Origin of the sequence: Litoreibacter janthinus, assembly GCF_900111945.1 — a bacterium.
In the GTDB taxonomy this organism is placed as follows: Bacteria; Pseudomonadota; Alphaproteobacteria; order Rhodobacterales; family Rhodobacteraceae; genus Litoreibacter; species Litoreibacter janthinus.
The window spans coordinates 1202753-1228639 of the sequence record NZ_FOYO01000001.1; the positions used below are offsets into that span (position 1 = coordinate 1202753).

General features: G+C 56.7%; 25 protein-coding genes and 1 pseudogene. 11 read left to right on the plus strand and 15 right to left on the minus strand.

Translation table 11 applies throughout. The features are described from left to right. Window positions 1-355 precede the first annotated feature (355 nt). Complete coding sequence (locus tag BM352_RS06030) at window positions 356-907, plus strand: helix-turn-helix transcriptional regulator (protein ID WP_090213805.1); 552 nt, start codon at window positions 356-358, stop codon at window positions 905-907. A 97-nt stretch (window positions 908-1004) separates the two neighbouring features. Here the strand turns inward: BM352_RS06030 and BM352_RS06035 are convergent, their stop codons facing one another. From BM352_RS06035 to BM352_RS19265, 9 genes and pseudogenes are all read right to left on the minus strand, one after another. Continuing rightward, a complete protein-coding gene (locus BM352_RS06035; protein WP_175500633.1) occupies window positions 1005-2777 on the minus strand; it encodes a TadG family pilus assembly protein in 1773 nt (590 codons plus the stop codon). After that, the gene (locus BM352_RS06040; protein ID WP_090213810.1) at window positions 2767-3198 is read right to left on the minus strand and encodes a TadE/TadG family type IV pilus assembly protein; all 432 of its coding nucleotides are present in this window, start codon (window positions 3196-3198) and stop codon (window positions 2767-2769) included. The genes BM352_RS06035 and BM352_RS06040 overlap by 11 nt, the downstream gene beginning before the upstream one ends. Window positions 3199-3203: 5 nt before the next feature. Beyond that, window positions 3204-4175, minus strand: a complete 972-nt coding sequence (locus tag BM352_RS06045) for a type II secretion system F family protein (protein WP_090213812.1) — start codon at window positions 4173-4175, stop codon at window positions 3204-3206. Next, window positions 4168-5106: a type II secretion system F family protein gene (locus BM352_RS06050; protein ID WP_090213815.1), complete on the minus strand. Its 939-nt coding sequence runs from the start codon at window positions 5104-5106 to the stop codon at window positions 4168-4170. Before BM352_RS06050 ends, BM352_RS06045 begins: the two co-directional genes overlap by 8 nt. A 3-nt stretch (window positions 5107-5109) precedes the next feature. Beyond that, window positions 5110-6660 (minus strand): TadA family conjugal transfer-associated ATPase, encoded by a 1551-nt coding sequence (locus tag BM352_RS06055; RefSeq protein ID WP_245780926.1) that lies wholly within the window; start codon window positions 6658-6660, stop codon window positions 5110-5112. Further along, the gene (locus BM352_RS06060) at window positions 6657-7862 is read right to left on the minus strand and encodes a CpaE/TadZ family protein (protein WP_090213818.1); all 1206 of its coding nucleotides are present in this window, start codon (window positions 7860-7862) and stop codon (window positions 6657-6659) included. The genes BM352_RS06055 and BM352_RS06060 overlap by 4 nt, the downstream gene beginning before the upstream one ends. 80 nt (window positions 7863-7942) lie before the next feature. Continuing rightward, window positions 7943-8155: a Flp family type IVb pilin gene (locus tag BM352_RS06065; protein ID WP_090213821.1), complete on the minus strand. Its 213-nt coding sequence runs from the start codon at window positions 8153-8155 to the stop codon at window positions 7943-7945. Between the two features lie 292 nt (window positions 8156-8447). Beyond that, a complete protein-coding gene (locus BM352_RS06070; protein WP_342713620.1) occupies window positions 8448-9167 on the minus strand; it encodes a substrate-binding domain-containing protein in 720 nt (239 codons plus the stop codon). 222 nt (window positions 9168-9389) lie between these two features. Then, a pseudogene (locus BM352_RS19265) lies at window positions 9390-9470 on the minus strand (helix-turn-helix domain-containing protein); the annotation flags it as partial. A 66-nt stretch (window positions 9471-9536) separates the two neighbouring features. Between BM352_RS19265 and BM352_RS06075 the strand changes: the two are divergent. Next, window positions 9537-10733 carry a phytanoyl-CoA dioxygenase family protein gene (locus tag BM352_RS06075; RefSeq protein WP_090219889.1) on the plus strand — a complete coding sequence of 399 codons (1197 nt, stop codon included), beginning with the start codon at window positions 9537-9539 and terminating at the stop codon, window positions 10731-10733. Between the two features lie 97 nt (window positions 10734-10830). On the opposite strand, the gene BM352_RS06080 is transcribed toward BM352_RS06075, so the two are convergent. Beyond that, a complete protein-coding gene (locus tag BM352_RS06080; protein WP_090213826.1) occupies window positions 10831-11964 on the minus strand; it encodes a Gfo/Idh/MocA family protein in 1134 nt (377 codons plus the stop codon). A 9-nt stretch (window positions 11965-11973) separates the two neighbouring features. After that, window positions 11974-12684, minus strand: coding sequence for a GntR family transcriptional regulator (locus BM352_RS06085; protein WP_090213828.1), 711 nt, complete (start codon window positions 12682-12684; stop codon window positions 11974-11976). Between the two features lie 100 nt (window positions 12685-12784). On the opposite strand from BM352_RS06085, the gene BM352_RS06090 reads away from it, so the two are divergent. The 6 genes from BM352_RS06090 (at window position 12785) to BM352_RS06115 (ending at window position 18640) form a co-directional block, all read left to right on the plus strand. Then, entirely contained in the window at window positions 12785-13939 is a 1155-nt protein-coding gene (locus tag BM352_RS06090; RefSeq protein WP_090213830.1) for an LLM class flavin-dependent oxidoreductase, read from the plus strand. Beyond that, on the plus strand, window positions 13939-14829 hold the full coding sequence (locus BM352_RS06095) for an aldo/keto reductase (RefSeq protein WP_090213833.1): 891 nt from the start codon (window positions 13939-13941) through the stop codon (window positions 14827-14829). The genes BM352_RS06090 and BM352_RS06095 overlap by 1 nt, the downstream gene beginning before the upstream one ends. Further along, on the plus strand, window positions 14829-15347 hold the full coding sequence (locus BM352_RS06100; protein ID WP_090213836.1) for a flavin reductase family protein: 519 nt from the start codon (window positions 14829-14831) through the stop codon (window positions 15345-15347). The genes BM352_RS06095 and BM352_RS06100 overlap by 1 nt, the downstream gene beginning before the upstream one ends. 45 nt (window positions 15348-15392) lie before the next feature. After that, window positions 15393-15989 carry a TRAP transporter small permease gene (locus BM352_RS06105; protein WP_090213839.1) on the plus strand — a complete coding sequence of 199 codons (597 nt, stop codon included), beginning with the start codon at window positions 15393-15395 and terminating at the stop codon, window positions 15987-15989. Further along, window positions 15989-17518 carry a TRAP transporter large permease gene (locus BM352_RS06110; RefSeq protein WP_090213844.1) on the plus strand — a complete coding sequence of 510 codons (1530 nt, stop codon included), beginning with the start codon at window positions 15989-15991 and terminating at the stop codon, window positions 17516-17518. The genes BM352_RS06105 and BM352_RS06110 overlap by 1 nt, the downstream gene beginning before the upstream one ends. A 66-nt stretch (window positions 17519-17584) precedes the next feature. Then, window positions 17585-18640: a TRAP transporter substrate-binding protein gene (locus BM352_RS06115; RefSeq protein ID WP_090213846.1), complete on the plus strand. Its 1056-nt coding sequence runs from the start codon at window positions 17585-17587 to the stop codon at window positions 18638-18640. Window positions 18641-18680: 40 nt separating this feature from the next. Here the strand turns inward: BM352_RS06115 and BM352_RS06120 are convergent, their stop codons facing one another. Next, complete coding sequence (locus tag BM352_RS06120; RefSeq protein ID WP_090213847.1) at window positions 18681-19148, minus strand: tetratricopeptide repeat protein; 468 nt, start codon at window positions 19146-19148, stop codon at window positions 18681-18683. A gap of 42 nt (window positions 19149-19190) precedes the next feature. On the opposite strand from BM352_RS06120, the gene BM352_RS06125 reads away from it, so the two are divergent. Then, on the plus strand, window positions 19191-20465 hold the full coding sequence (locus BM352_RS06125) for a cytochrome-c peroxidase (RefSeq protein WP_245780927.1): 1275 nt from the start codon (window positions 19191-19193) through the stop codon (window positions 20463-20465). Window positions 20466-20536: 71 nt separating this feature from the next. Here the strand turns inward: BM352_RS06125 and BM352_RS06130 are convergent, their stop codons facing one another. Beyond that, window positions 20537-22744: an NADP-dependent isocitrate dehydrogenase gene (locus BM352_RS06130; RefSeq protein ID WP_090213852.1), complete on the minus strand. Its 2208-nt coding sequence runs from the start codon at window positions 22742-22744 to the stop codon at window positions 20537-20539. A 533-nt stretch (window positions 22745-23277) separates the two neighbouring features. Here BM352_RS06130 and BM352_RS06135 point away from each other — a divergent pair. Together BM352_RS06135 and BM352_RS06140 are read left to right on the plus strand one after the other, a co-directional pair. Further along, the gene (locus BM352_RS06135) at window positions 23278-23766 is read left to right on the plus strand and encodes a peptidase associated/transthyretin-like domain-containing protein (RefSeq protein ID WP_090213854.1); all 489 of its coding nucleotides are present in this window, start codon (window positions 23278-23280) and stop codon (window positions 23764-23766) included. A 9-nt stretch (window positions 23767-23775) separates the two neighbouring features. Continuing rightward, window positions 23776-24378, plus strand: a complete 603-nt coding sequence (locus tag BM352_RS06140) for a ferric reductase-like transmembrane domain-containing protein (protein ID WP_090213857.1) — start codon at window positions 23776-23778, stop codon at window positions 24376-24378. Between the two features lie 15 nt (window positions 24379-24393). Here BM352_RS06140 and BM352_RS06145 read toward each other — a convergent pair whose 3' ends face one another. Further along, a complete protein-coding gene (locus BM352_RS06145; protein ID WP_090213860.1) occupies window positions 24394-25536 on the minus strand; it encodes a cytochrome-c peroxidase in 1143 nt (380 codons plus the stop codon). Further along, the gene (locus BM352_RS06150; RefSeq protein WP_175500634.1) at window positions 25533-25793 is read right to left on the minus strand and encodes a FixH family protein; all 261 of its coding nucleotides are present in this window, start codon (window positions 25791-25793) and stop codon (window positions 25533-25535) included. Before BM352_RS06150 ends, BM352_RS06145 begins: the two co-directional genes overlap by 4 nt. Window positions 25794-25887: the final 94 nt, after the last annotated feature.

The window sequence follows — 25887 nt, forward strand, 5'->3', positions numbered from 1 at the left end:
GCGTAACCACACAGAAAATGCGCTCGTTCTGAACATTGCCAGCGCCCACTTGCGCCAGAGATTTCAGCCTTTGGGGTCAAATCCTACAGGAGTTCGCTGAATCAGTAACATGACGCTGTATGAACGTCGAAAGTGTAATTGTTTAATAAAAATAATAAGTTGCGGATTCTCTAAGAGACTCTTGTGCGATTATATGAAGGGTCAGTGCGCTCCGCAGTACGAATTCCTTCGTTAGAATGGCATGTCGAGCGTGGCGCTTTTAAACTACATCAGTCAGCCGGATCCGTGACATATTTTAGCCATTATTGTTGCCAATTCTTCAACAATGTAAGATGCAGTTGATAGGAGATTTATTATGTCGCGTATTTGGGTTTTGGGGCTTGCTGCGGTGCTTGCAATTGCTGCGATTAAGACCTTCGTCGTTGTGAGATTCGTCTTGCGGCCCGAGCAAATCGATCAGGCTTTAGTGTCCGGCCTTTTCGCGCTCTTCTTCGGACTAACGGCGGCGGTCGCCTACTTCAGCTTCACCCAGTTGCGCGCCTATCTGGACCGCCAGCGCAAAGAAAAACTGGCGCCAGGTGTGAGTGAGCCAGTTGCTAAAGAAACCGTCATTTTGCGAAATGCTCGCGATTGGGGACTGTCGCAGGCCGAAGCGGACGTTGCCATTTTCGTTGTGAAAGGGTTCTCCAACAGCGAGATCGCCGAAATGCGCGGTTGTGCAGTTGCGACAGTCAAATCACAGCTTGGAAAAATCTATCAGAAATCCGGGTTGGAATCGCGGTATCAGCTAATCGCGTTCGTAACGGATGAAGTCTGCGCGATGGTAAAAGAGCCCGAGGACGACAATGTGCAGCGGTCGACACAGGCCTCCTTGCCGCTGGCGGGCCGTATGCCTCGCGCATCGTAAGAGCATTGTTAAACCTTACGTGATCCGAAAAAGGGTCGGCCTCATCAGGCCGGTCCTTTTGCTTTCGTTATCCCTGCGCGGGACGCGCCGAATTTCGTCAAAGCGCTAAACGAATGGGTTCACAGTGATGTCCTGTCAGACTCAATTCCCCTGCGCCAAGCGACACGCCTAGATCCGACAATACTGCATCCAACACCCCGTCTACGGGTGTCGTTGCTGCTAAGAGCAGTTGCGCCGGAAGCGTCTGCAAAAGACTAGATACGACAGGGCCAGCGAGGTCGCCTATTAGGTCATCTTGCCCAGGTTTTACGCGAAACACAGTATTCTCGGGGGACAGCAAGTCGCCCACAGCGCTCGACAACAGGTTGCCTGATCCGAAAGTCTTTGTCGTCGCGCCACGGGAGATTTCATCTTGCGTGAAAGTAATCACGTCTGTCCGCGATTGACCGACGGCGACATGCGAACGGGCCTGAATGGTGATGCCAGAGATCGTGATGTCTGGCAGAAGCGGCAGATCGATAACGACGGAGACGTCCAACACGTCCGCAAACTCTAGCTCCTGCGGGTCGATTGCTCCAACTTGGCCGTCGGGGAGCGTGCCAAGATACAGAGCTGCGACGGAGGTTCCGTTGGCAGGATTCAAGGCAGAGTGTGCAGTCGAGAAAGAAGCTGCGATGTCGTTCGGCATGGCAATGTTGCAGCTCAGTTCCTCCAGCGTCGCCGATGATCCAGCCATCTCGGTGTAGATCGGCAAGTTGAGCTTCGCGACCTTAACTGTTGCGCCAAGACCGCTCAGAAGGTTGGGCTCTAACGTTAAATCCGTGCTTAGGCGTACGGCAGCACGGTGCAGTTGAACGCCTTCCTCGCCAAGTGCGATCCAGCCAGATTGCGCAGGTGGCTCTCCAGCGGTCAGCGAGGCCTCCAGGTCGATGACGCCGGTAACGGCGACATTGGTGTCGAGGGTCAGGGCCTGGCCGGGTACCTCAACCGCTACAAGTGCGCGGATCACATCCAAGGCCGATATCTCGATCTCGCCCAAAAACTCGGTTGCGGTCAGGCCAAGGTCGGTGTCGATGCCGCCGATCAGATCAGCGATTGCAACGGGCGCACTACCTGCGGCACCAGACAGAGCCCCAAGGCGGTTAGCGGCACCGGCGGGCAGTACCGATTGAAGCGCTGCAAGAATTTCACCAGCGGTGGTGCTCGCGTTCAATATCACTGCAGGATTACGGCTGTCTGAGCCGATTTGCGTATCCAAGGCCTCTAGAAGCGAACCAAGATCAATTTTTGCGTCGGCGAGCGCTTGCATGTCGCCTGCACTCAGCTCTGCGGATGCGCCGTAACTTGTGGTTAAGGCTTGGTTCAGGCCCGCGGTGTCGAGGGACGCAATATGGCTGTCCAACTCGAAACTCGCCGCGCCTGTGCGAGTGGCAAGAGCAGTACGCGCGAGGCTCACGTGGGAGTGATCTGCAAAAACCTTTGCGAAGTACAATGGCGCGTCATTTTGCAATGTAACGCTAACAGCGTTGATGCCGGGGCTGCCAGATGGAAGGGCGGTGAAGCGATCCTCTGGTGCAATTGCGGGGTTGCGCAAGAAACGACCCGTTTGCAGTGCATTAACCGCACTGTTGGGGACTGAGTTGCGGGCGATCACGCTGTGCGCGCGGCCCGCTGCATCGTCGGGCTGTGCCATCGCGCTGAGCGCGGTGACGTCGCTGACGGATTGCAATAGTGCGCGCTCGCGATACAGCGCGGCCACGTCGATGCCGAGCGCGACAAAGCCGAAAATCACCGTCAGCATCAAGGACACTGTGACGGCGACTGTCCCATTTTCTTGCGAGCCGAAGTCTTTGATTCGATTAGTAAGCAAGGTAGGCACTCCCATCGATTGTGGTCAGCCCAAGGCCCAGAAACCCGTTTGCAATGTCAAGGAGGGAGCCGTCGATGTCATAGCTTACATTCACGGTAATCCCTGCCTGCGCACCGCCATCAAAGATAACGTCTGGCGTCACTTCGGTTTGCACCAATAACGGGTAGTGTTGGCCTGCTTGAGATAAATAGGCGTCCGCAAGTTCCGAGCGCTCAGTCTCGTCCAATCCTGCTACAGAGGCACGAGCGGCACCCGCAGCCAACTGATGAACGGAGTGGCTGACGCCGATGAAATAGCCCAGCGTGATAATGCCGAACAACAAGGTCAGGAGCAGGGGCGCGATGAGGACAAATTCAATCGCGACCGCCCCGGATGGGTCGCGCTGGAAGCGGCGGAGTTGGCTGACTACAGTTCTGGGCATTGAACTCAACCTCCGGCGATGATGTTGTCGAAAACACTGAGAGCAGCCGGCCCGATCAGCACGACGAAGACGGCAGGCATGATGCAAAAGATAAGCGGAATGGTCATGATCACCGGCAAGCGTGCGGCCTTTTCCTCGACCGCCATCAAGCGGTTGGCGCGTTGCTCGTTGATCAGCGTGCGCATCGCGCGAGAAAACGGTGTGCCGTAGGTGTCAGATTGATCAAGTGTCTGGGTGAAGACGCTTATCTCAGGCAATGGCACGCGGATGCCGAGCTTTTGGTAGGCACCGCGACGGTCATTTGTCATGCGCATTTCAGACACCATTTGCAGTATTTCTTGCGCAAGCTCGGAGCTGGTTGCGGCCAGCTCTTTTGCGACGCGGTGCAAGGCGGGCTGCGGGCCAAGACCTGCTTCGGACGAAATTACGAGAAGCTCCAACATGTCCGGAAAGCCCCTGCGGATACGAGCTAGGCGTTTGGAGCGGGTAGCGTCTACAACCATGTCGACGCCTTTGGACAGCGCGAGCGCTGCGGCGATTACAGTTGCGCCGGGCACCATCATTTCCAGACCGATCGGTGTTGTCGCCAGCACCCAAGCCACGCCAGCTATTACAGCGGCAAGGGGCAGCACGGTTTTGAGGAACGCATAGATCAACAATGCATCACGGCTTCTATACCCCGCGGAAGCAAGGTGGGCTGCGGTGCTATGAGCCTCGCCGCCCAAGACGACAGAAAGCCGCTCGCCCATCTGGGCAATGACCCGGCGCAGGCGCATGCGAGCATGCAACAGACTGCCACGCGCCGATGCAGCGGTCTGCGAATTGCGTGATGGACCAGTGCCAATCGCACGGCTTAGACGGGCCGACAGTTTGGAACGCTGGCGCTCGTTCTGAAGCAATGCGGCGAAGCCAACCATAGAAAGAACGAGGCTAGAGAAGGTGAGCCAGAAGACGGTTTGAGCGAAAGTATCAGACATCGAGCTTCCCCATTTGCGCCATCAAGAACACCCCTGCGGCGATGCTGGTTACAGCCACGACGGACATGACTTGACCACGTGGGTCGGTATAGAGTGGCTCCAGATAAGCGCCGTTCAGGGCGGCCAGCAGGAAAGCGACTGCGAAAGGCAGCGACGCGAGGATAACCGCGCTCGCTCGGGCCTCTGACGACAAGGCGCGCGCTTTTTTACGCAGCTTGCGGCGCTCGCGCAGCTGGTTGGCGAGACCTTCCATAGTCTCGATCAGGTTGCCGCCGGTTTCGGCTTGCAAGGACGTCGCCACAGCGAAGAAGCTGACTTCTGGTGTCGGAATGCGGGCCTCTAGGCGACCAAGAGTATCGGGCAGGGTGGTGCCCATGCGCATCTCATCGCGGCAGCGAGTGAACTCTGTTTGGATCGGCCCCTTTGCGTTTTCGACAACGATTGCCAGCGAATCCGAAACCGGGCGTCCCGCCCGCAATCCGCGTGCAAAGACATCCAGCGCTTCTGGCAGTTCCGACGTAAATGCAGTCCGATAGCGGTTCTTTGCGATGCGAAGGATCAAAAGTGCTGCCAGAACGGGGAGGACAATAGAGGCGGGCAAAGCGATAAGCGGGTGAAGGTCCAAAACCAGAACGGCCACAGCGTAGAGGCCCAGCATAGCAAGCGACAATTGCGCCAACAGCTCCGGAATGCTGACCCGCAGGCTAGTCTGCACGAGCTGTCGCTCAATACGTGCGGTCAGGCTTTGGCTCTCGTCACCAGTCTTGATGCGTTTGGTGGGCTTAAGTGGTGTTTCAAGAACGTCTGAACGCACACGAAGCAACCGAGCGCGGTGTGCGCGTCGCGTGCGGTCAGCGCGGATCAATAGAAACAGGGCCAGACCTGCGAAAACTGCGAAACTTGCGGCAAATAAGAGAAGAATATCTGACATCGATTAGCTCCCCAACAATGCGTCAAGCTCGTCGCCTACGCCATATTCTGCTGCGCGCTTGGCAAATTTCGGGCGGTAACCAGAATAGCGAAATTCGCCTTTGACTTCAGTGCGTGTACTGCTTGGGTCTGTCTCGAATGTGAACAGATCCTGCAAAGTTACGGTATCGCCTTCAAGCCCAGCGATTTCAGAGATTGAGGTGATCCGGCGTTTGCCATCGCGCATGCGCGAGACTTGAACAATTAGGTGTACGGCGTCGGTCAATTGCCGGCGTACTACGCCGTTGCCAGGCGCGAACCCTGCTAGGGCGGCCATGCTCTCGACCCGCGTTAGAGCCTCGCGCGGAGAATTGGCGTGAAGGGTGCTCATCGAGCCGTCATGGCCTGTGTTCATGGCCTGCAACAGATCTAGAACTTCGTCGCCGCGAATTTCCCCGATGATGATGCGGTCGGGGCGCATCCGAAGCGCATTACGGACAAGGGTCCGCATAGTGACCTCGCCGGTGCCTTCTACATTCGGGGGGCGGGTTTCGAACCTCACGACATGCGGCTGCTGAAAGCGCAGTTCGGCGGCGTCTTCGATGGTGACAAGGCGCTCGCCCGCAGGGATGAATTGCGACATAGCGTTCATCAGGGTCGTCTTGCCAGAGCCTGTTCCCCCCGAGACCAAGATGTTGAGCCGCAACAGGGCTGCCAGTCCGAGGAAAGCCGCCATCTGCGACGTCATGCTTCCACCTTGCACGAGTGCATCGAGCTTGACGGGGTTGGACGGAAACTTGCGGATTGTGATGGTGGGGCCGTCAATGGCCAACGGCGGCACAGTGACGTTCACTCGGCTGCCGTCTTTGAGACGGGCGTCCACCATCGGCTGTGCTTCATCGATGCGGCGGCCAACGGCGGCGACAATACGGCTGGCGATTGCAAAGACGTGTGCGTTATCGCGAAACTGAATGCGCGTTAGCTCAAGTTTGCCGGACCGTTCCACATAGACTTGCTTGTGGCCATTGACCATGATGTCGGTCACACGGTCATCGGCCAACAACGCCTCCAATGGACCAAGCCCGAGCATATCGGCAAGCACCGCGTTCACAAGGTTCGCGACCTCGCTTCCGTTCAGATGCAATTTGCGCTTCTCAGATAGCGTGCGGATACTGTCGCAGATTACACTTTCCTGCTCGTCACGCGGTTGTCCCGCCAAGTCGGAAAAGTCAAGAATTTCGGTCAGATCGCGGATGACCTCATTGGCAAGGTTCATCAGATCGGCGGAGGCTTCGGCCGCCACTGGTTTTGCGGGCTCGCGTGGTGGCAGCTTCGGTTGCGCCGCCGGCACGACCGACTGCGCGGGTGTCTCGCCGCTTAAAGCGTGTGTTGCTTTCGCGAGGATTTCGCGTTGCAACGCCAACGGCCAGGGGGAGGCAGACCTCTCCAATGCGTAGGTCACGGCAACGTTTGCCCGCTCCGCTGCGGATAGACGTGTGCCGTCAATCTGCTTGGCGATCTCCAGAACTTGAGCCAGCGCGTGGGCCATGGATAGCTGAGGGATATGAACGGTCATCCGAAAATCCTTCTGGCCAGCGACTGTCGCGCTGGTGTGCGAGGCGCAGGTGCGCCCGCGACTGCCGCGTTCCAGATTTTTTGAGTGGCCTTTGCGTAAGAACCGCGTGGTTGTGCCTCGATCAAAGGCCGCGCCGCGCGGTGGGCGCGCAAGATCGCGGCGTCCGAGCGGGGCAGGACGGCGATGATCTTGTGGCCTAGCGTTGAGGCGACATCTTTCTGAGACAGACCAGCATCGCGACGCAACTCAGACAGGACAGGCAAAATACGGACATCAGGGGACTGAGCTTTGATGCGCTCGATTAGGCGGTTTGCGGCATTCACCCCAGCAAATCCGGCTGGAATAACGACAACCAAAGTATCCAAATGCGAGATCACATCTGGCTGTTGCATGACGACGCGCCGCGGCAGGTCGGTCACAACAGCGCTAAACTCGGCGCGAAGGGGTTCGAAAATCTGCGGTAGTCCCGCCTCGAAGGACTGCCCGTCTTGGCCAATTCTGACTTGATGGGAATAGAGGGACAATTGCTCATGCAAGTTGTCCATGGTCGCCCCGATATAAGTCGCGTCAAGACGGTTGGGTGCTTTGAGCGCTTCGAACAGACCCGGCGTTTCGTCACGATCAAGATCAATCGCCTGCGAGCCAAACAGGAGGTCTGCGTCCAAAAGAGCAGTCCGCAAATTGGCACCTTTTGGCGCGGCTGCATGGAAGGCCAGGTTTTGCGCAAAAAGGCTGGCCCCGACGCCGCCATTGCTACCCATCACCGCGATGGACGGGCTCTTAACGGGCGCAGGGGTTGCAGGAATTGTTACGGCTGGTGCTGTAGGTTGGACCGACAAAATGTCTTCGGCACGCACAGGGAAAGTAAAGAACTCCAGCGCACCGGCTTTGCGCAGGGCACGGTAGGTTTCGATGTCGGTTTGTTGACCCAGTACGATGACGTTTGCCCCCGTGCGGCAGATTTCAGTGACACACTCGCAGGCCAAGTCGATCGGGATGTTTCCGAATTCCGTCAGAAGCGTCTGGGCTTCTGGTGTCTCAGCACAAAGTCGCGCTGCGCCGCTAAGCCCGCCGCCATGCAGTGACGAGATGTCGCCGCCGCTTTGCTCGATCACGGATCGTGCCAGTGCTGCGCCTTGATCGGTGCAAACGTAAGCGGCGAACCGAGCGGTGGTGGTCGCGGATGCGGAATCGAATGGCATTGGGAGTGTCCTTGGTTTTGGGGTGGCCTCAAGTGGTGCGCACGGGCAGGCCGTGCGCACCAACTTCCGGGTCGCTTCGTTTAGCTTGTCTCTTCGACGGGCTTGTTGTCCTGCAAGGCCTTCTCCATCGTTGCAAAACCTGCTTTGGTTTCGGTCCCGAGGGAAGCGACTGTGCCGACGATCACAGCGCCCACGAGGGCTGCGAACAGGCCGTATTCAATTGCGGTCGCGCCGTCTTCGTCTTTGCAGAAGGTGCGAAGGACAGTTTTGAGTGCTTTGCGTGTCAGGTTCATGGTGTGGTCTCGCTTTCGTGTAAGAGGGGTCGGAAGTGACCCGGATAAAAACAAAACTGAATGAGGTGTTGGAAATCCGGTATCCGCCCATGGTCGCAAAGTACCATCTACAACCCGAGGTTTGAGCTGTTTCATACCAAGGTCGTACGGGTTCTAGACCGCTTTGTGGCAGGCCCCGGATTGGAATGTGGCAGCGGTGGGGCAGGGTTAGTTCACCCGCCGATTCTTGTTGCCTAATGCGAGTTGTCTGCCCCAGAGATAACGAGCGGGGGTCGGCTGCAAAGAATCAAATTTATGATTCAGGAACGTTTTCAGGCGTCAGCACCTGAACCGTCGAAACCGATACTGATGCGGGTTCGGCTAAGAGCTGATGGAATGCCAAAAAGGCGTTGAAGGCATTGCCAATGTCGATCTTCAGATCGTGATGCAGGACGAAATCCAGCCGCCGTTCCAGCAACAGCCTCTTGTTTTCTTGGTCGAGGTCGTGCGCCACAAACACTTTCGGCTTCAAGCCATGCCCCTCAAGAGTATCCAAGATTGACCTGTTGCCACCTCCCATAGAATACACGGCCCGCAGGTCGAGAATACTATCCATCGCTTTCAATAGAATTTTAGACGTCTCGAAACTAACTCCGCCACCACCTTCGACTGAAACGATCCGCAGCTTAGGACAGCGGTTTGCCAAAGCTTCGGCAAAAGCCGATTTCCGTTCCTCTTCTCCTAAAAAGCGTTCATGGCTACGTGTCGCCAAGACCGTGCCGGAGGCATTTCCAACTGTCTGGGCAACAAGGTAGGCGGCAGTGCGGCCTGCGCCTGCGTTGTCCAACCCCACATAGGCAAGCCGATTGGTGCCAGCAATATCTGTCACAAGGGTGATAACGGGAATCTTGGCAGACGCTAACGCATTCACCGCATCCCTGATTTTGGGCGTGTCGCGCGCCTTGAGGCAAACACCATGACTACCGCGCTTCAAGATGCGTTTGAGGGCGCCGACGACCTCTTGTTCCTCCATGATCTCTTGCAACAGAAATCTTGGTCGGCAAACCGCCGTCCCGATCTGCGGTAGGATTGCATCTACGGCGGCTTTTACTTCCCGACTGAACCGGCTTGGTGCCTCTATAACAAAATCAAAGAAAAGGCGCCTGCCACGGGCGGCGAGCTGAGACTCCTGTGCCACCAACTCTTTTATCGCCGCAGTCACACGTAGCTTAGTCTGCGGACTGACATGTGCTCGATCGTTCAGAGCCCTGTCCACGGTTGCTGTACTCAACCCTGCCTGACGGGCAATCTCTTTTATCGGAAAGCGATGGGTCATTTGATGTATTTTTGATGTGTTTCCTCAGCCATTGCAATCTTGAACCCCCTTATGGTGGCGATGAAGATGAGAGGACCTGTTGTGCAAGATACCGTTGAGAATTCCGCCCCGTACTACGATCCAGACGCTTGCGACTTAAGGGAGTTCACGGCACTCATTGATCAAACCACCAGTGCAGAGCATGTGCCTCATGCAGTTGCGATCGAAAAAAACATTCCGATCTATCATATGGAGGACCTGCGACCAGCTCTAATGGAAGGTCGACCCCGCAGGGAGATCATGGCGGAGTGGGCGCGCGTTCTGCGCAGCGGAGCTGGAGTAGTGGTTCTAAAGCAATCATACACTGATACTGCAGTACTAGATGAAGCGACCCGCATCTACGAACGTATCATCGCTGCGGAAAAACTAGCCTCTGGTGGAGGAGCGGATCACTTTGCGGCCGCTGGTGCAAATGACCGGGTATGGAACTCGCTTCAGAAGCTGTGCGAAGCCTCTCCGGATGTGTTTTTGCGCTATTTTGCCAATGTCGCCATTGCCGCCGTCAGCGAAGCTTGGTTGGGACCCAACTATCAGATGACCGCGCAGGTGAACCTTGTACATCCGGGTGCCTCCCCTCAACAGCCTCATCGCGACTACCATCTGGGTTTTCAGCCCGCAGAGGTTTGTGCATCGTACCCAGCACATGTCCATGATATTTCGCCCATACTAACGCTTCAGGGCGCCATCGCGCATTGCGACATGCCCTTGGAAAGTGGCCCGACAAAGTTGCTGCCGTTCTCCCAAGCGTATCGCCCAGGATACGCGGCATGGCGTCGCGAGGATTTTCGGGCGCTGTTTGAAGAGCGTTACGTGCAGTTGCCGCTTTCCAAGGGAGATACGATCTTTTTCAACCCGGCTCTGTTTCATGCCGCTGGAGCGAACACGAGCCAAGGCATTCACCGTTTTGCCAACCTGCTGCAGGTTTCTTCTGCATTCGGTCGCGCTTTGGAAGCGATTGATCGAGACAAGATGTGTAGGCTGCTGTTTCCCCATGCTATTCGGGCGCATGATGAAAAGACACTGAGTGTCGCAGAACTATCTGCGGCAATTGCTGCAACCGCTGAAGGTTATCCGTTCCCGACAAATCTTGATCGCGACCCTCCCATCAACGGGCTGGCGCCAGAGACGCAAGCAGCGTTCCTACATCGCGCGTTGTCCGAAAGCATGCGCGAAGACGATTTTTGCAAGCATTTGGATCATATGAATAGCGTTCGCTTGGCTTAGAGCGTCGGATCTTTACGGACGCGGGACTTGCCCGGACTGAAAAAATGCTTCGGCAAAGCTACGACAGGAAACGACCGCTTGCTTGTGCCGAAGGTTCCTAAGGCAGTGTTCGCTTGGCATTGCGACCGGCGATCTCGGCAATCTCCACCGCGCGATGCTCCTTCATGGAAAGTTGCGCAGCCATGCCCATGATGACGGATATCATTCCGTCATCTAGGCTTACATCGGCTGCTTCCCGTTTCCCGCGCACCAGTTCGACGAAACCTTGATGCTGGTAGAATGTCGATCCGTTGTGATCGCCTGCAACTAGTATGGTCGGGTCGACTGGGATGTCGCGGGCACGAGGCCCCTTCGGGTTGCGTGGGCTTACAATGACTTGCGGGACAGGTGGTGCACCAAGATGATCAGGCCAGAAACGTCCAGGCCCGGGCACAAGGGCCTCGATCTTACCCCTTGGACCGACGGCGGAGATTTCCTCTTGGTAGCGCGCACCCTCGGCAAACATGCAGAGTTCCAGAACAGAGCGGGCGCCCGACGCGAAATCAACGATGACATATCCATTGTCGAAGATGTCCGGCGTCTCTCCATTGTAGGATTCTTCAAGGTGGTTCACGTCTTGGCCACCCGATGCCATGATGCGCACGGGTTCTGACTGGATAACCAGCCGCATCAGGTCGAAGAAGTGGCAGCATTTCTCTACGAACGTGCCGCCGGTGTTGCGGTTAAAGCGGTTCCAGTCGCCGACCTTTGGCAGGAACGGAAAGCGATGTTCGCGGATCGTCAGCATTTTAACCCCGCCTGTCGCCTCTGCTGCTTCGCTCAGGAAAGTCGCGATCGGCGGCATGTAGCGGTATTCCATCGCAACCCAGACAGGCGCGGGGTAGTTCAGGCGAAATGCCTCTACGCGTTCGACATCCTGAGGATCAGTGAACAGCGGCTTTTCGACCAACACAGGAAGGGCGCGTTTTTGTGCCAAGGCTTCCAGCTGCTCGACATGGCGGAAATTGGGGCTGACGATCAGGATGCAATCTAGGTCCGCGATTTCCAGCAAGGCGTCGACGCTGTCGACCAATGTCGCCTCTGGCGCATATGCCAAAGCCTGTGCGGCCATGTCGGTGTCCGGTTCGAAGATTGCAGACACGCGCGTGTCGGGCAGAAGGGCGATATTGCGAAGGTGCTCCTGACCCATCATCCCACATCCGATGACGCCGTAATTGACCTGTTGAGGCATGCCGTATTCCTATTTTAACCGTTGCACATAACGTGCGGTTTCAGTGTCAAACCATGTTCGGGAGTATTCGACCGGGTGCGGTTTTTGCTCCCAGCTCAAGCGTTCGATGAACCCTGTGGGCGAGCCTGCGGGCTGACGGAAATCGGGCGGGGCCCAGTCCGGTGTTTTACCGATGCTGACATAGTCCTCGGCGCGCGCGATCCAGAACCCAAGCTTCACCTGATAATAGCGATACAGGGAATCAGATACCTCATCGGCGCACACTGTTCCGCAATTTGCATCGAGCCATATCTCTTCTACCGCGACCGGCACCTTGTTCAGGAATCGCAATCGCCGCATACGCGTGCCCCGATTGGATGTCCCAAAGTCTGGCAGGTCCGTCGGCTTTTCGCAGTCGCGAATGTCGAGAAACTTTGCCGTCGGGAGCCCCCCGCCGGCCAGCAATTCAATGCGAAACATCGAGTAAATGCTCTGCGCGGTCGGATTGGATCTGACGTAATTCCCGGAACCTTGGATGCGTTCAAGAAGCCCCTTATCCTCAAGAATTTTGAGAGATTTTCGAAGGGTGCGAACGGTCACTTGATGCGACGCTGCTAGTTGGCGTTCAGGGGGCAAGCGTTGCCCGTCGGCCAGTCTTCCGGCGGCGATTTCACGGATCAAAACTTCACTGACTTGGGCATAGATGGGAAGGGCAGCAGGAGTGTCATGTCGCTCATACATGCGCTGGCCTTTCCGCCTCGAAAAATTGATACCCCATTGATCTACATCAAAGACACGGCTACGCAAGTAGAAATTGCGACGGGGTTTTGGGAGGAATCACATGACAGTTGTTCCGGTGACATCACCAGATTTGGACGCGGCTGAGGTCTCTTGGTTTTCGGCGCTTTGTTCCGACGACTACCAGTTTTTGGGTGTGCCTGACGGCAACCTTAGATCTTCCTGGGCGCATTGCTCTGACATCGTGAAGGTTGCAGAGGCGGAGGGGTTCCGCAATATCCTGTGCCCGTCCTCCTATCAGGTTGGCCAAGACACCTTAAGCTTCGTTGCTGGCTGTGCGCCGATTACCTCCAAGATCAATTTGCTGGCCGCCGTGCGGTGCGGGGAGATGCAGCCAATCATGCTGGCACGCACGCTGGCGACGCTGGATCACATGTTGGAAGGGCGTCTGACGGTCAACATCATCTCGTCCGACTTCCCCGGACAGACAGAGCCGAGCCCCTATCGCTATCAGCGTTCCCGCGAGGTTGTTCAGATCCTCAAGCAGGCGTGGACGCAGGATGAGATTAATCACGCCGGCGAAATCTATGACTTCAAAGGACTGACGACAGACCCTGTGCGCCCATATCAGACCGGCGGGCCGATGCTGTATTTCGGCGGTTACTCCCCCGACGCGTTGGAGCTGTGTGGCGAGTATTGCGACGTCTACCTGATGTGGCCGGAAAAGGTCGATGAGCTTGCGGGTCGGATGAAGGCCGCGAATGAAGCCGCCGCGCGCCACAACCGCACGCTGGATTACGGCCTGCGCACGCACGTCATCGTGCGCGACACCGAGGCCGAGGCAAAGGAATACGCCGAGTATATCGTCTCCAAGCTGGATGACGATCAGGGTGCTAACATTCGTAACCGGGCCTTGGATGCAAAGTCCTTAGGTGTCAGTCACCAAGCCAAGAACCGCGACGTCGCAGATGACCACGGCTACATTGAACCGCATATGTGGACCGGCGTTGGTCGCGCACGTTCTGGCTGTGGCGCGGCGATTGTTGGGTCGACCGATCAGGTTCTCAGCAAGTTAGAGGCCTATCAAAAGATGGGTATCCGCGCATTCATCCTGTCTGGTTACCCGCATATCGACGAGGCAAAGCACGTTGGCTCTCGCGTGTTGCCGCAGATGAAAACCTGTTCGCTCCCCGAAGCCTATGGTCGCGTGCCATCGCAGCCCCCAGCAACCCCCCTTGCCGCAGGAGTGCGCCGCTGATGGATCGCGTATCACTCACCCCAGATTTGTCGTTTAGCCGCCTTGTCTATGGCATGTGGCGGGTCGCAGAGGACGAGAATACGACTCCTTCGCATGTAGAGGCCAAAATTCAGTCCTGCCTGGATCAAGGGATTAGCACCTTCGATCAAGCGGACATCTACGGTGGTTATGTCGCTGAGGGCGTTCTCGGGGCAGCTTTGAAGGCAAACCCCGCACTACGTCCGAAGATGGAGATCGTCACGAAATGCGATATCGTAGCGCCGGCTGGTCGCTATGCGGACAAGCGGGTGAAGTATTACGACACATCGCGCGCGCATATCGAATACTCCGTGGACTGCTCGCTGCGTGACATGGGGCTGGACCATATCGACATGCTATTGATCCACCGCCCTGATCCTTTGATGGATCATCAAGAGACAGGGGCCGCTCTGGATGATCTGGTCAAAAGCGGCAAGGTGCGCGCAGTTGGAGTGTCAAATTTCCGGCCTTATGACTGGGAGCTTCTACAGTCCGGTATGAAGACACGGCTAGCGACCAATCAGATCGAGATTTCTCTGGCTGAAGTGGCGCCTTTCACAAATGGCGACATGGCTTTCCATCAGCGTTTGGGGCATCCAATGATGGCGTGGTCCCCATTGGGTGGCGGGGAGCTCATGACTGGCAAAGGCGATATTGCAGATCGTTTGGACGCCATCGCGTCAGAGCAAGGCGTAGACCGGGCGGCTGTGGCTGTGGCGTTTTTGTTGCGCCATCCTTCGAAGATCCTGCCAGTGCTCGGCACCAACAATCTGGACCGGATCGCCAAGATCTCTGACGCGCTGAAAGTCCAGCTTGATCGCGAGACTTGGTTTGCATTGTACGAGGCCGCTCTGGGGCGGGAGGTCGCGTAATGTCGCTGCATCCGAGAGCCTCTTCAGATGTGTTCGTTCCGGACGAAAGCAACACCCGACTGCTGCGCGATGCCTTCGGGCGATTTGCGACGGGAGTGACCATTGTAACCGCTGCGGCGGAGAACGGCGTGGCCGCGATCACCGCGAACAGCTTTTCGTCAGTGTCACTCTCGCCGCCTTTGGTGTTGTGGTCACCGGACAAGAAATCTCGGAGGTTCTCGTATTTCGAAGCTGCGACGCATTATTCGGTCCATGTCTTGTCAGCTGATCAGGATGATCTTTGCTGGGCCGTTGCGAAAGATGTGTATGCTTTGAATGACAGGGGCTTACATTTGAACGCAGAAGGTGTGCCGGTGCTTGAGAATTGTCTGGCGCGCTTTGAATGCACGAAGACGGCCGTCTATGAAGGTGGCGACCACGTGATAATGCTAGGACAGGTGAACCGCGCGCAGATGCGCGAAGAGGGTGATCCGCTCGCCTTCTTTAAAGGGCAGATGGGGCGATTTACGACGCGCTGAGGTCTGAGCGACGAGGAGGTCGCGAAGTTCTTTTGGGAGGGAAAGATGCAGATTTTGTTGGCGGCCGCTGGCCTGCTGCATTGGGTCAATAGCCGCATCTTGGCGATTGGTCGCTGGATTGGAATCATCGCCTTGGCGATTATGGTCTGTCTGATCCTCGGACAGGTCTTTTTCCGTTACGCCCTGAACGACGCGCCAAACTGGACCGAGGAAGGCGCGCGCTTTGGCATGCTGTGGATGACGGGGTTGGTGGCCCCGCTCGCCTACCGGATGGGTGGGTTCGTTGCCATCGATATGCTGGAGGCTGCATTGCCTAAGCTGTTGGCCGGTCTGCTGGGCGTAGTGTTGCTGGGCATTTCGTTGTGGGTTCTGTTCATCGCTTGGGATCGCGGCCTTAACAACCACGTGGACACACTGTCCGGGCGCGGATGCTCGTCATCATTGCGGTGGCCTTTTGGCATCGAGATCGGGAAATGCGGCGCGAAGTTTCAGAACAATTACCAGTACTCCGCGCTTTGGGTCGGCGTGAACCTACTGATCCTGGTGAACATCGAGCTAATCATCCGTCAGGTCGTGACATTGCTGGGGCAGGGTGACCGACTGCCAGTGATCAGGCATAACGCCTTGGCAGGGGCTGACTGATGCTGCTTTGGTTCCTTCCGATCTTCTTGCTTCTGATCATGATCGGTTTGCCGGTGATCTTTGCGCTTTTGGCCTCGCCAATTGCCCTGATCATGCTGGAAGGGGACCAACGCAATGTCGTCGCCGGTTTGTATCGCAACCTCTATAACGGCATGGATAGCTTCCCGCTGATGGCACTGCCGTTCTTTATGCTGGCGGGTGAAATTATGAACCGCGGTGGCATCACGCTGCGATTGGTCGAGTTCTCCCAAGCCTTCATGGGGCACCTACGCGGAGGGTTGGCGCACGTGAATATCTTGGCTTCGATCTTGTTCGCAGGTTTGTCGGGGTCGGCAGTGGCGGACACCTCTGCTCTCGGTTCGACGCTTATCCCCGCGATGGAAAAGAACGGCTACACCCGCAAATTCGCGGCGGCTATCACTGCGGCAAGCTCTGTCATTGGCCCGATCATTCCTCCGTCGGGCATTATGATTATTTACGCCTACGTCATGGGAGAAAGCGTGGCTGCGTTGTTCCTTGCGGGCATCGTGCCAGGTGTTCTTGTCGGCGTAGGCCTAATGGTTATGGTGCGCCTGATGGCGGACCGTTACGACCTGCCCAAGGCAGAGCGCATCGTGCGCAAGGACCAGACCATCACCCCGCTGGAATCCGCCGTCAGTTTCGTGCTGATCCGCATCAATATCGCAGCGGTTCTGTATGCTGTTTCGGGCTTGGTGACTTGGATTGTTCCGATGGCGGTGAACGGTTGGCTGATCTTCGGATTGGCGCTGCCAATTGCGCACGCCATCGCCCAAGCGACCAAGGCGCGCGTGTCGAAGGACTTCCGTTTGGTCTGCAAAAAGGCGGTCGCGCCTTTGCAAACCCCAATCATTATTCTGGGGGGAATCTTGATCGGGGTTTTCACCCCAACTGAGGCATCTGCCGTCGCCGTTGCCTATGCGCTGATCATTAGCTTCTTTGTTCTGCGGTCGATGAACGGGCGCGACCTGATCGATGTGCTGACGCGCTCCGCCCTATCCACCTCTGCGGTGTTGCTGCTTGTTGGCGCGGCGGTATCGTTCAAGACAGTGGTGTCGTTGTCATATGCGCCGCAAATCCTGTCGGATTACATCTTGTCACTGTCTGAAAACCCGCTGGTCCTGCTGTTCCTGATCAACGTCTTGCTGTTCATCGTGGGGATGTTTCTCGATGCTGGCCCGGCAATCATCATTCTCGGGCCGATCCTTGGGCCGATCTTCGTTGACCTTGGCGTACACCCTGTTCATTTCGCGATCATCATGTCGGTCAACCTGACCGTTGGACTTGCGACGCCGCCCATGGGGTTGGTTCTATTCGTGGCCTCGTCAGTTTCGGGCGAGAAGGTCGAAACCATTTCCAGAGCCATTTTGCCGTTTTTGGCAGTAGAAGTGATCGTGATATTCTTAATTACCTATGTCCCCGCCATTTCAATGACGGTGCCATATCTTGCCGGTTTTCTGGGCTGTGGCCCTGAGGTCGGCTTCTTGGCTTGCATAAGCCCAACACCGTGAACACGGTATACCTGACCACTACGGTGCGCATATCCGCGCCCGGACAGCATCCATAGGGAGGATACAATGCTGAAGACCTTAACCAAAGCGGCAGCAGTTGCCGCGCTTCTGGCGACACCGCTGGCCGCGTGGGCGCAGGATTTTACGATCCGTGCGACCGCTAATTCCAACGAGAACGATGAGGACTATGACGGTCTCGTCGTTTTCAAAAACTACGTTGAGGCGGCGTCCAACGGTCGTATCGCGGTGGAATTGTTCATCGGCACTCAACTTTGCGCAACCGGGGCGGAATGCCTCGAAGGCGTAGCTGAAGGCTCGATTGATGTTTATATCTCCACCTCTGGTGGGGCTGCGGGCATCTTCCCCTACGTGCAGGTGCTGGATCTGCCTTACCTGATGGCCAATGATCGCGTTGCCGAAGCGGTGCTGACAGGCGACTTCACCCGCAAGATGCGTGACATGGCACTGGAAACCTCGGACGGCTCGATCCGTCTGATGACCATTGGCAATACCGGCGGCTGGCGCAACTTTGCCAACACCAAACGCCGCGTGGCCAAGCCGTCCGATATGGAAGGCCTGAAGATCCGCACCGTTGTGGCGGACCTTCCGCAAGAGTTGGTCAAAGCACTCGGCGCGTCGCCTACACCAATCCCATGGCCGGAGCTGTTCACGTCATTCCAAACCGGCGTCGTTGAAGGTTCCAAAAATGGAATCACCGACATCATGGGCATGAAGTTCCCAGATGCTGGTTTGCAATATGTGACACTAGACGGTCACGCCTATATGGGCGCGTTGTGGTGGATGTCGAATGCAAGCTTTATGGCAATGCCAGAAGACTTGCGCCGCGTTGTCGTGGACGGCTTTAGCCAACTGCAGCAAGCGACGTTCGCGTCGCCAAAGCGTAAGTCCATTGCGGCCTATGAAGCCTTCGTTGCTGGAGGCGGCGATCTCTACGTGCCGTCTCCGGACGAGAAAGCAGCGTTCGCCGAAGCCGCTGCTCCTGTGCAGGACTGGTTCCGCAACAATGTTGACGGTGGTGGCGAAATTCTCGACGCCTTGGTTGCTGCGGTCGGCGAGGCTGAGGCCGATCTGTCCGCAGGCTACGAGCGCGACCTGAACTAAAATCTATCGTAGCAGCGCAGTCCAAATGCGCTGCTACGATTTACCTGAACGGGTACATCCAGACCTTATAGTCGGCGACGAGTATATGCGCTTTCTTGATCATCTCAGGGGTCATCTTCTTGACTACTTCCTCAAGGCTGATCGCTGCATCGGGATCGCCTCCAATGGCCGAGAGTGTGTACCACATGTAAGCGCGGGTCAGATCGGGCGCAGGCAATCCCCGTCCGACTTCGTAATACCAACCAATTGCAGATTGCGAGCCGGGGTGCCCCTTCATGGAACTGCGAAGATACCATTCAAACGCCCGTTCGTCGTCGCGTTCCACCCCCAAACCCATCGCATACATGATGCCGATAAGCTCCTCCGCATCTGCATTTCCAGCCTTCGCCGCTGGCACAAGTTCTGCGTAGGCCTGCTCAAATTGATTGCTCTCCATGAGGTCGCGGGCGGTTTCAATATCCGCGAACGCCGGAGAGACGCTCAGAAGCAAGGCAATCAGGTTTCTCATTGGGGTCACGCCCTTCTTGTGATGTTTGGGGTGGCGCCAGCAATGGTCTTTGCCGAGGCCCTTCCAGCCGCATTGACAGGGGCTGATTTTCATCCAGTGGACCGCGAACAAGCGGCGCTTGGTCAGCTATTGTTCTACGACAAAATCCTGTCCGGAAACAAGAATATCAGCTGTGGCACTTGTCATCATCCAAAGTTCGGCACGTCTGATGGATGGTCCTTAGGGGTCGGAGAGGGTGGCGTTGGTCTTGGCACCGAACGTAACGCTGGCACTGGCCATTCGCGCATAGAGCGCCGCGTTCCGCGCAATGCCACCGGCTTGTGGAATCTTGGCGCGCGGGAAGTGCATACACTAATGCATGACGGCCGCATAAGTTCTGCGAACACCTATGGTAACAGCTTCAACACGCCCGCTGAGGAATGGCTACCAGATGGAATAGATAGCGTGTTGGCTGCGCAGGCGTTCTTCCCGCTGACCTCCGAGACTGAAATGGCAGGCGGCACGGGCGAGAACGAGGTCTCGGGCGCGGTGACCGACCGCATCGACAATGGCTGGCCAATTATCGCGAAACGTGTCCGGACGATCCCGGAATACGGCCAGAAGTTCGTCGACGCGTTTGACCACATCAACGCCCCCGAGGAGGTCACGGTCGTTGAGATCGCCAATGCGCTTGCGGCCTTTCAGGCTCTTGAGTTCCAGAGCATAGATAGTCCTTTCGATCAGTATCTGGCGGGAAATGAAACTGCGCTTAGCGGTGACCAGAAACGTGGACTTGATCTTTTCTATGGCAAAGGTAACTGCAACGCTTGCCACAGCGGCTCGCTGCTGTCGGACCAGAAATTCCATGCCATTGGAGTCCCGCCCTTCGGCCCCGGTCGAACGCGCCGTTTCGACCTGATCGCGCGCGATGTTGGGCGGCTGGGAGAAAGCGACCGGCTCGAGGACGCCTATAAGTTCCGCACGCCGATGTTGCGCAACGTGGCTCTAACAGCGCCCTACGGTCATAACGGGGCCTACAATACCCTAGAGGATATGATCCGTCAGCACTTGGAACCGGCTGCAATGTTCGCGGCTTGGACACCTGCGAAGGCGAAGCTACCCGAGGTTGCTTGGCTTCAAAATACTGATCTTCTGATATGGCAGGACCGGTCCGAAATGGCGCGACAAGCGCGTGTTTTTGCGCCAACTGGCCCGCGCCTGACCGATAGCGAGATTGCGCAGCTGGTGGCCTTTATGAATGCCCTAACTGGGACGTCGCTTGATACGCCAGTTTTTGGAGTGCCGGAACGCGTTCCAAGTGGTCTTGCTGTCGATTGAGGGGGGCGGTGGCTGCGGGACGTGCCGATTGAAGAGCCCCACCAGATCGTTCTGGTGGGGCTTTTGTCGTTTTAGCCAATGATGCTGTTCAGCGTCTCAGAGGGGCGCATGACAGCAGCGGTTTTCGCGGGGTCAGAATGATAATAGCCCCCGATATCAGCCGCTTTGCCTTGCGCGGCAGCTAGATCGGCAACGATTTTTGCCTCGTTATCTGCCAGCTCTTTTGCCAGCGGCTCAAACTCGGTCGCCATTTCGGCGTCATCAGTTTGTGCGGCCAAGGCCTGAGCCCAATACAGTGCAAAATAGAAGTGGCTGTCACGGTTGTCCGGTTGGCCAACCTTGCGGCCCGGGGATTTGTCGTGATCTAGAATGCCTTGGGTGGCGACGTCGACAGCCTTGCCCAAAACCATTGCCTTGGTATTGCCTTTGACCTGAGCAAGGTACTTAAGGCTTTCTCCCAACGCGCAGAACTCGCCGAGTGAATCCCAGCGGAGGTGGTTCTCTTCGACCAACTGTTGGACGTGCTTCGGCGCGGAGCCACCTGCGCCCGTTTCAAACAGACCGCCGCCCTGCATCAGTTTGACGATCGATAGCATCTTGGCCGAAGTTCCCAACTCAAGGATCGGGAAAAGGTCGGTTAGATAATCGCGCAGCACGTTGCCGGTGACTGCAATCGACGTGTCGCCTTTGCGGATTGTGTTGAAGGACAGGGCAGTCGCTTCACGCGGAGCGAGGATCTGGAATTTGTTCGCAACGCCAGCTTTATCAAGCAACGGACGAACATATTTCAGGAGTTCCGCGTCATGTGCGCGCGTTTCGTCTAGCCAGAAAATGGCTTGGCAGTTTTCCAACGCCTGACGGTCGATCGCCAATTGCACCCAATCCTCGATAGGAGCCTGACGGGTGGACGCGGAGCGCCAGATGTCACCGGCCTCGACCTCGTGAGCGTGCAGCACTTCGCCGGAGTCCAGAACCATGCGAACGGTGCCGTCGGCGGGAATTTCGAATGTGGTTGGGTGGGAGCCGTATTCCTCGGCCTTTTGCGCCATAAGCCCGACGTTCTGCACTGTGCCCGCGGTTGACGGGTCGAGCGCGCCATTGGCTTTGCAGTTCTTGATGGCTTCATCATATACGGCAGCGTAAGAGCTATCCGGAATAACGCAATTGGTGTCTGCCTCCGCCCCGTCGGGGCCCCAGCCTTTACCACCAGCGCGGATCAGTGCGGGAATGGAAGCGTCGATGATGACATCAGACGGAACATGCAGGTTGCTGATGCCCTTGTCGGAGTTCACCATATAAAGCGGTGGGTTGTCGGCAATCACCGCGGCAATTGCCTTCTGGATCTCTGCTGCCTTCGGCGACGTCGCAACGACATCCAGCATAGCACCGAGTCCCGAGTTCGGGTTGGCACCAGCGGCGGCCAGATCATCGCCGTATTGGTCAAATACTGGCTTCAAGAAGGCTTTGACTGCATGGCCGAAAATGATCGGGTCCGAGACCTTCATCATCGTGGCTTTGAGGTGGATTGAGAATAGAACGCCCGAAGCCTTGGTCGCAGCAACTTGTTCCAGCAGAAACGCGCCAAGCGCCTTTGCCGACATGAACGTCGCGTCGACTACTGTTCCAGCAGGATAGGAAACCGCATCTTTCAGAACAGTGACGCTGCCGTCTTTGGCGACAAGCTCGATCCGCGCAGTTGCAGCCTTAGCCAATGTCGCGGATTTCTCGTTCGACCGGAAATCGTTTGCCGACATGGTTGCGACCGATGTCTTGCTGTCGGCGGACCAGACGCCCATCCGGTGTGGGTTGGCCTGTGCATAATTCTTTACGGCGACTGCGGCGCGGCGATCGGAGTTCCCTTCGCGCAGCACGGGGTTCACGGCGGACCCTTTGATGGCATCGTAGCGTGCGCGAATGGCGTTTTCTGCGTCGGTCTCTGGGTTTTCTGGGTAGTCAGGCAGATCGTAGCCTTGCGACTGCAACTCCGAGATGGCCGCCGCCAATTGCGGAACTGAGGCGGAAATGTTTGGCAATTTGATTACGTTGGCTTCTGGTGTCTTAACCAATTCACCCAAATGCGCGAGATCATCCGTCTGGCGCTGCGCTTCTGTCAGATTTTCGGGGAAGGTCGCGATGATACGTCCGGCCAACGAAATATCGCGGGTGCCGATTGTGACGTCAGCCGCCGCGGCGAACCGCCGAATGATCGGCAAAAACGAAGCAGAGGCCAATTCCGGCGCTTCATCGACTTTCGTGTAAACGATATCAGGATTTTCCATGGGGTTTCGCATCCTCAGCTTTGATCTGTTGCGCTTGCCATATCCAACTCTGCGTTCAACGTCTACTCAAAGCAGTCCAATACTGTATAGAACAGGTGCGCTTCTTTGCCGCCATCGGTTTTGAGGAGGCGATACGATCAGAGAAGTAAAGCAGCCCCGGGGTTGCTATGGTGAGCGCACGACATCATTAGCTGAGCGGTCGTTGAGACTAAACCTTTAGGCATTACATGCCGCAGCTTCTGTTCTCTGCCACGCGAGCTTTTCGGAAACCCTTTCGACCGGAGTTTTCGCGAGATGGTTGGTGCGAGTGCAGGTCAGCGCCCCGAATTGCAGAGCCTGCATGCTGGCTAAAATGGCGGAAGAAATCGCACTGCGATTGAAAAGCCAGCGTCGTCAAAGCTAACCGGGTCGCGGTGCGCATGAGTGGACTGGGCAGGGATCACGAAGCTGTGGGAGGCCTTTTCGTGTGTCCCGCTTGAATTATACTTCTCACCAGAGTTGTTGATGCCAACCATCCGATAGGAGGCAATCCAATGAGAAAAGACTTGATTACACGCCGATCGCTTCTGGTCGCTGGTGCTGCCGTAGTGACGACAGGCGCGTCGTCCCTCGTGACACCGGTCGAAGCTCAAGCGATCGCTCCAACAAAATCTATGCGCGGCGGGGCCAATAACTACATTCCCGGAGCACCCATCGTGGAACGCATTGGCGGGGGTGGGTTCTGGATGACAGGTACCGTTCGCCGCGCTGGCGATGGTGCACCGCTTGCGGGTCAACGAATCCAAATCTGGGCCCATACGACCGAAGGGCATGAGCGCGATCCGCAAAGCCATGGGGCGACGCTGACAGACAAGAATGGTGAGTTCCGCTTAGAGATGCCCCAGATCGTTCCCGCATTTGGCCAACCACATGCTCACCTTGCCTATGACAGCGGTGATTTTGAAACGGTTTTCCTGCGTCCGATCATGCCGAGTTCCAAAGACACCAGACTTGAAGCACACTTCGTCCTTAAGTCGGCCTGATAGACATTGATGGAAGTCACACGAGCGACATTGATTTGGGTAGCCTTCGGTGTTGCACTTGTCGTGCCTGTGGCCTTTGCATTTGCAAGCCCTCTGCTGGCGTGGCGTGATCCGATCTATGTCGGGGCGGGTTTCGCTGGGGTCATCGCGATAGCACTATTGTTGATCCAACCTGTGCTTGCCTCGGGGGTCTTGCCCGGGGTGTCTGCGCTCCGTTGGCGACGGCTTCACCGTTTATTTGGTGGGTTGTTGGTTGTGGCGGTCATCGCCCACGTTGCTGGCCTTTGGATCACGAGTCCGCCTGACGTAGTGGATGCACTGATGTTCGTCTCACCAACACCGTTTTCGGCGTGGGGTGTGCTTGCCATGTGGGCGATATTTGGGACTGCTCTTCTGGCAGTGTTGCGCCGGCCGCTGCGCCTTCGCTGGCAGGTATGGCAACTGTGCCATGCTACTTTGGCGGTCGTGATCGTGTCGGGCAGTGTAGTGCATGGAATTTTGATTGAAGGCACGATGGAGACTGTCTCGAAAACGGTACTCTGCGCACTGGTGATCGCGGCAACAATCAAGGCCATCTCTGGCCTTAAGGTCTTTACTGGACGCGCGCGTTAGGTGCGACGCGCCAGTTCAGCGCGGATCGTCGCCGAGACTGTTGAGAAACTGAATTAAGTCACTTGATTCACGCTCTGACAACCCGAGCGGGGCCAAAATCGCCTCTCCATCGGCATGAAGGCGCTCCAGATCTATCGTGTTGTAGTGCTGTACGACTGCTTGAAGGTCGGCGAGGCTTCCGTTGTGCATATACGGCGCGGTGTTGGCTGCTCCCCGCAAACTTGGAACGCGAAAAGTCCCGAAGTCTGAATGCTGGGGCCGCACTTGCCGAATTGCCCAAGCGCCACGTTTCAACGGGTCATCGGAAAATGTTCCTGCAAGGGTGAATGGGCTAGTGCTCAACGCTTGCAGGCCCCCATATCGTCCTGTGTCGACGCGGGTTTCAGTCACGAAATAGGGCACGCCTGCGTCGTGAAACTCACCATTAGTGAAAGCAGGCCCTGAATGGCAGAACGCGCAATTCCCACGCCCAAGGAAAAGCTGCAATCCGCGTTGCGCAGACAGCGGATACTGAGACGCACTTGCAAGGTCACCGGCTTCCAAAGCGTCGCGGAACCTGTCGAAGGATGTGGGGCCCGTTATCAACGTCTCCTGATAGGCCGCCAGAGCTTTGGAGATATTCACCACGACGTCGTCTGCGCTTTGCTCCGAGATCGAACCAAACACACCGACATATCGGTCTGAGATGGCGCTGTTCTCTAGCGCGGCTTTGAGGTCCGCGGGATCGAACCCCATTTCGTCACTGCTTAGAATTGGCGTGAGGCTTTGCGCCCAAAGATTGTCTGTATCTCCTGCCCACCCAAACCACCGATGCACGCGTACATTCACGACGGAAGGCGTGTTGCGGTCCAAGAGAGAATTCCCGATTGCACGAGCGCGGGGTTCGGCAAAACCGTGTTCGAGATCGTGACAACTGGCGCAAGACATCTTCCTGTCACGCGACAGGACCGGGTCGAAAAACAGGGTTTCACCTAGGGCAATTGCAGCAGCAAGACCGGAAACGCGGTTGCTGGGATCAGGCTCGAATGCGGGCGGCCATGGTCCGTGCGACAGCGTCATGGCGATTTCCTCGCCTGACAACAGGACTTGCGCAAGTGCAGAAGACGTTGCCGTGCCAACAAGTGAAATGACGAGCAGGAGGGCGGAAGGCCTGATCATTTGATCTCAACATCCAAGGTGAAAAATCTTGGCTCACCCTCCCCGAACACTGTGACCTGCACCTGCCAAGATCCGGGCATATGAAATACCATGCCAGAGACGGAAAATTGCCCGTCCGTCGACGGGTTCACAACCGGTGTATAATTCATCCCATGCTGATGCGCTGGCATGATGGCGTCGATGCTGACACGCTTAACCGCTTCGGCCTCTTCGCCACAAAAAGCCAATTGCATCACGAAAGTCTGTGACACGGTCATCGGGCTAAGTCTGGCAAAAGCACGAAGCGGTTCTGGAACTTCTGCGACTAACTCGCGGTCGCCCTCCACAGGGGCACACGCAAGTGCAGGAGCT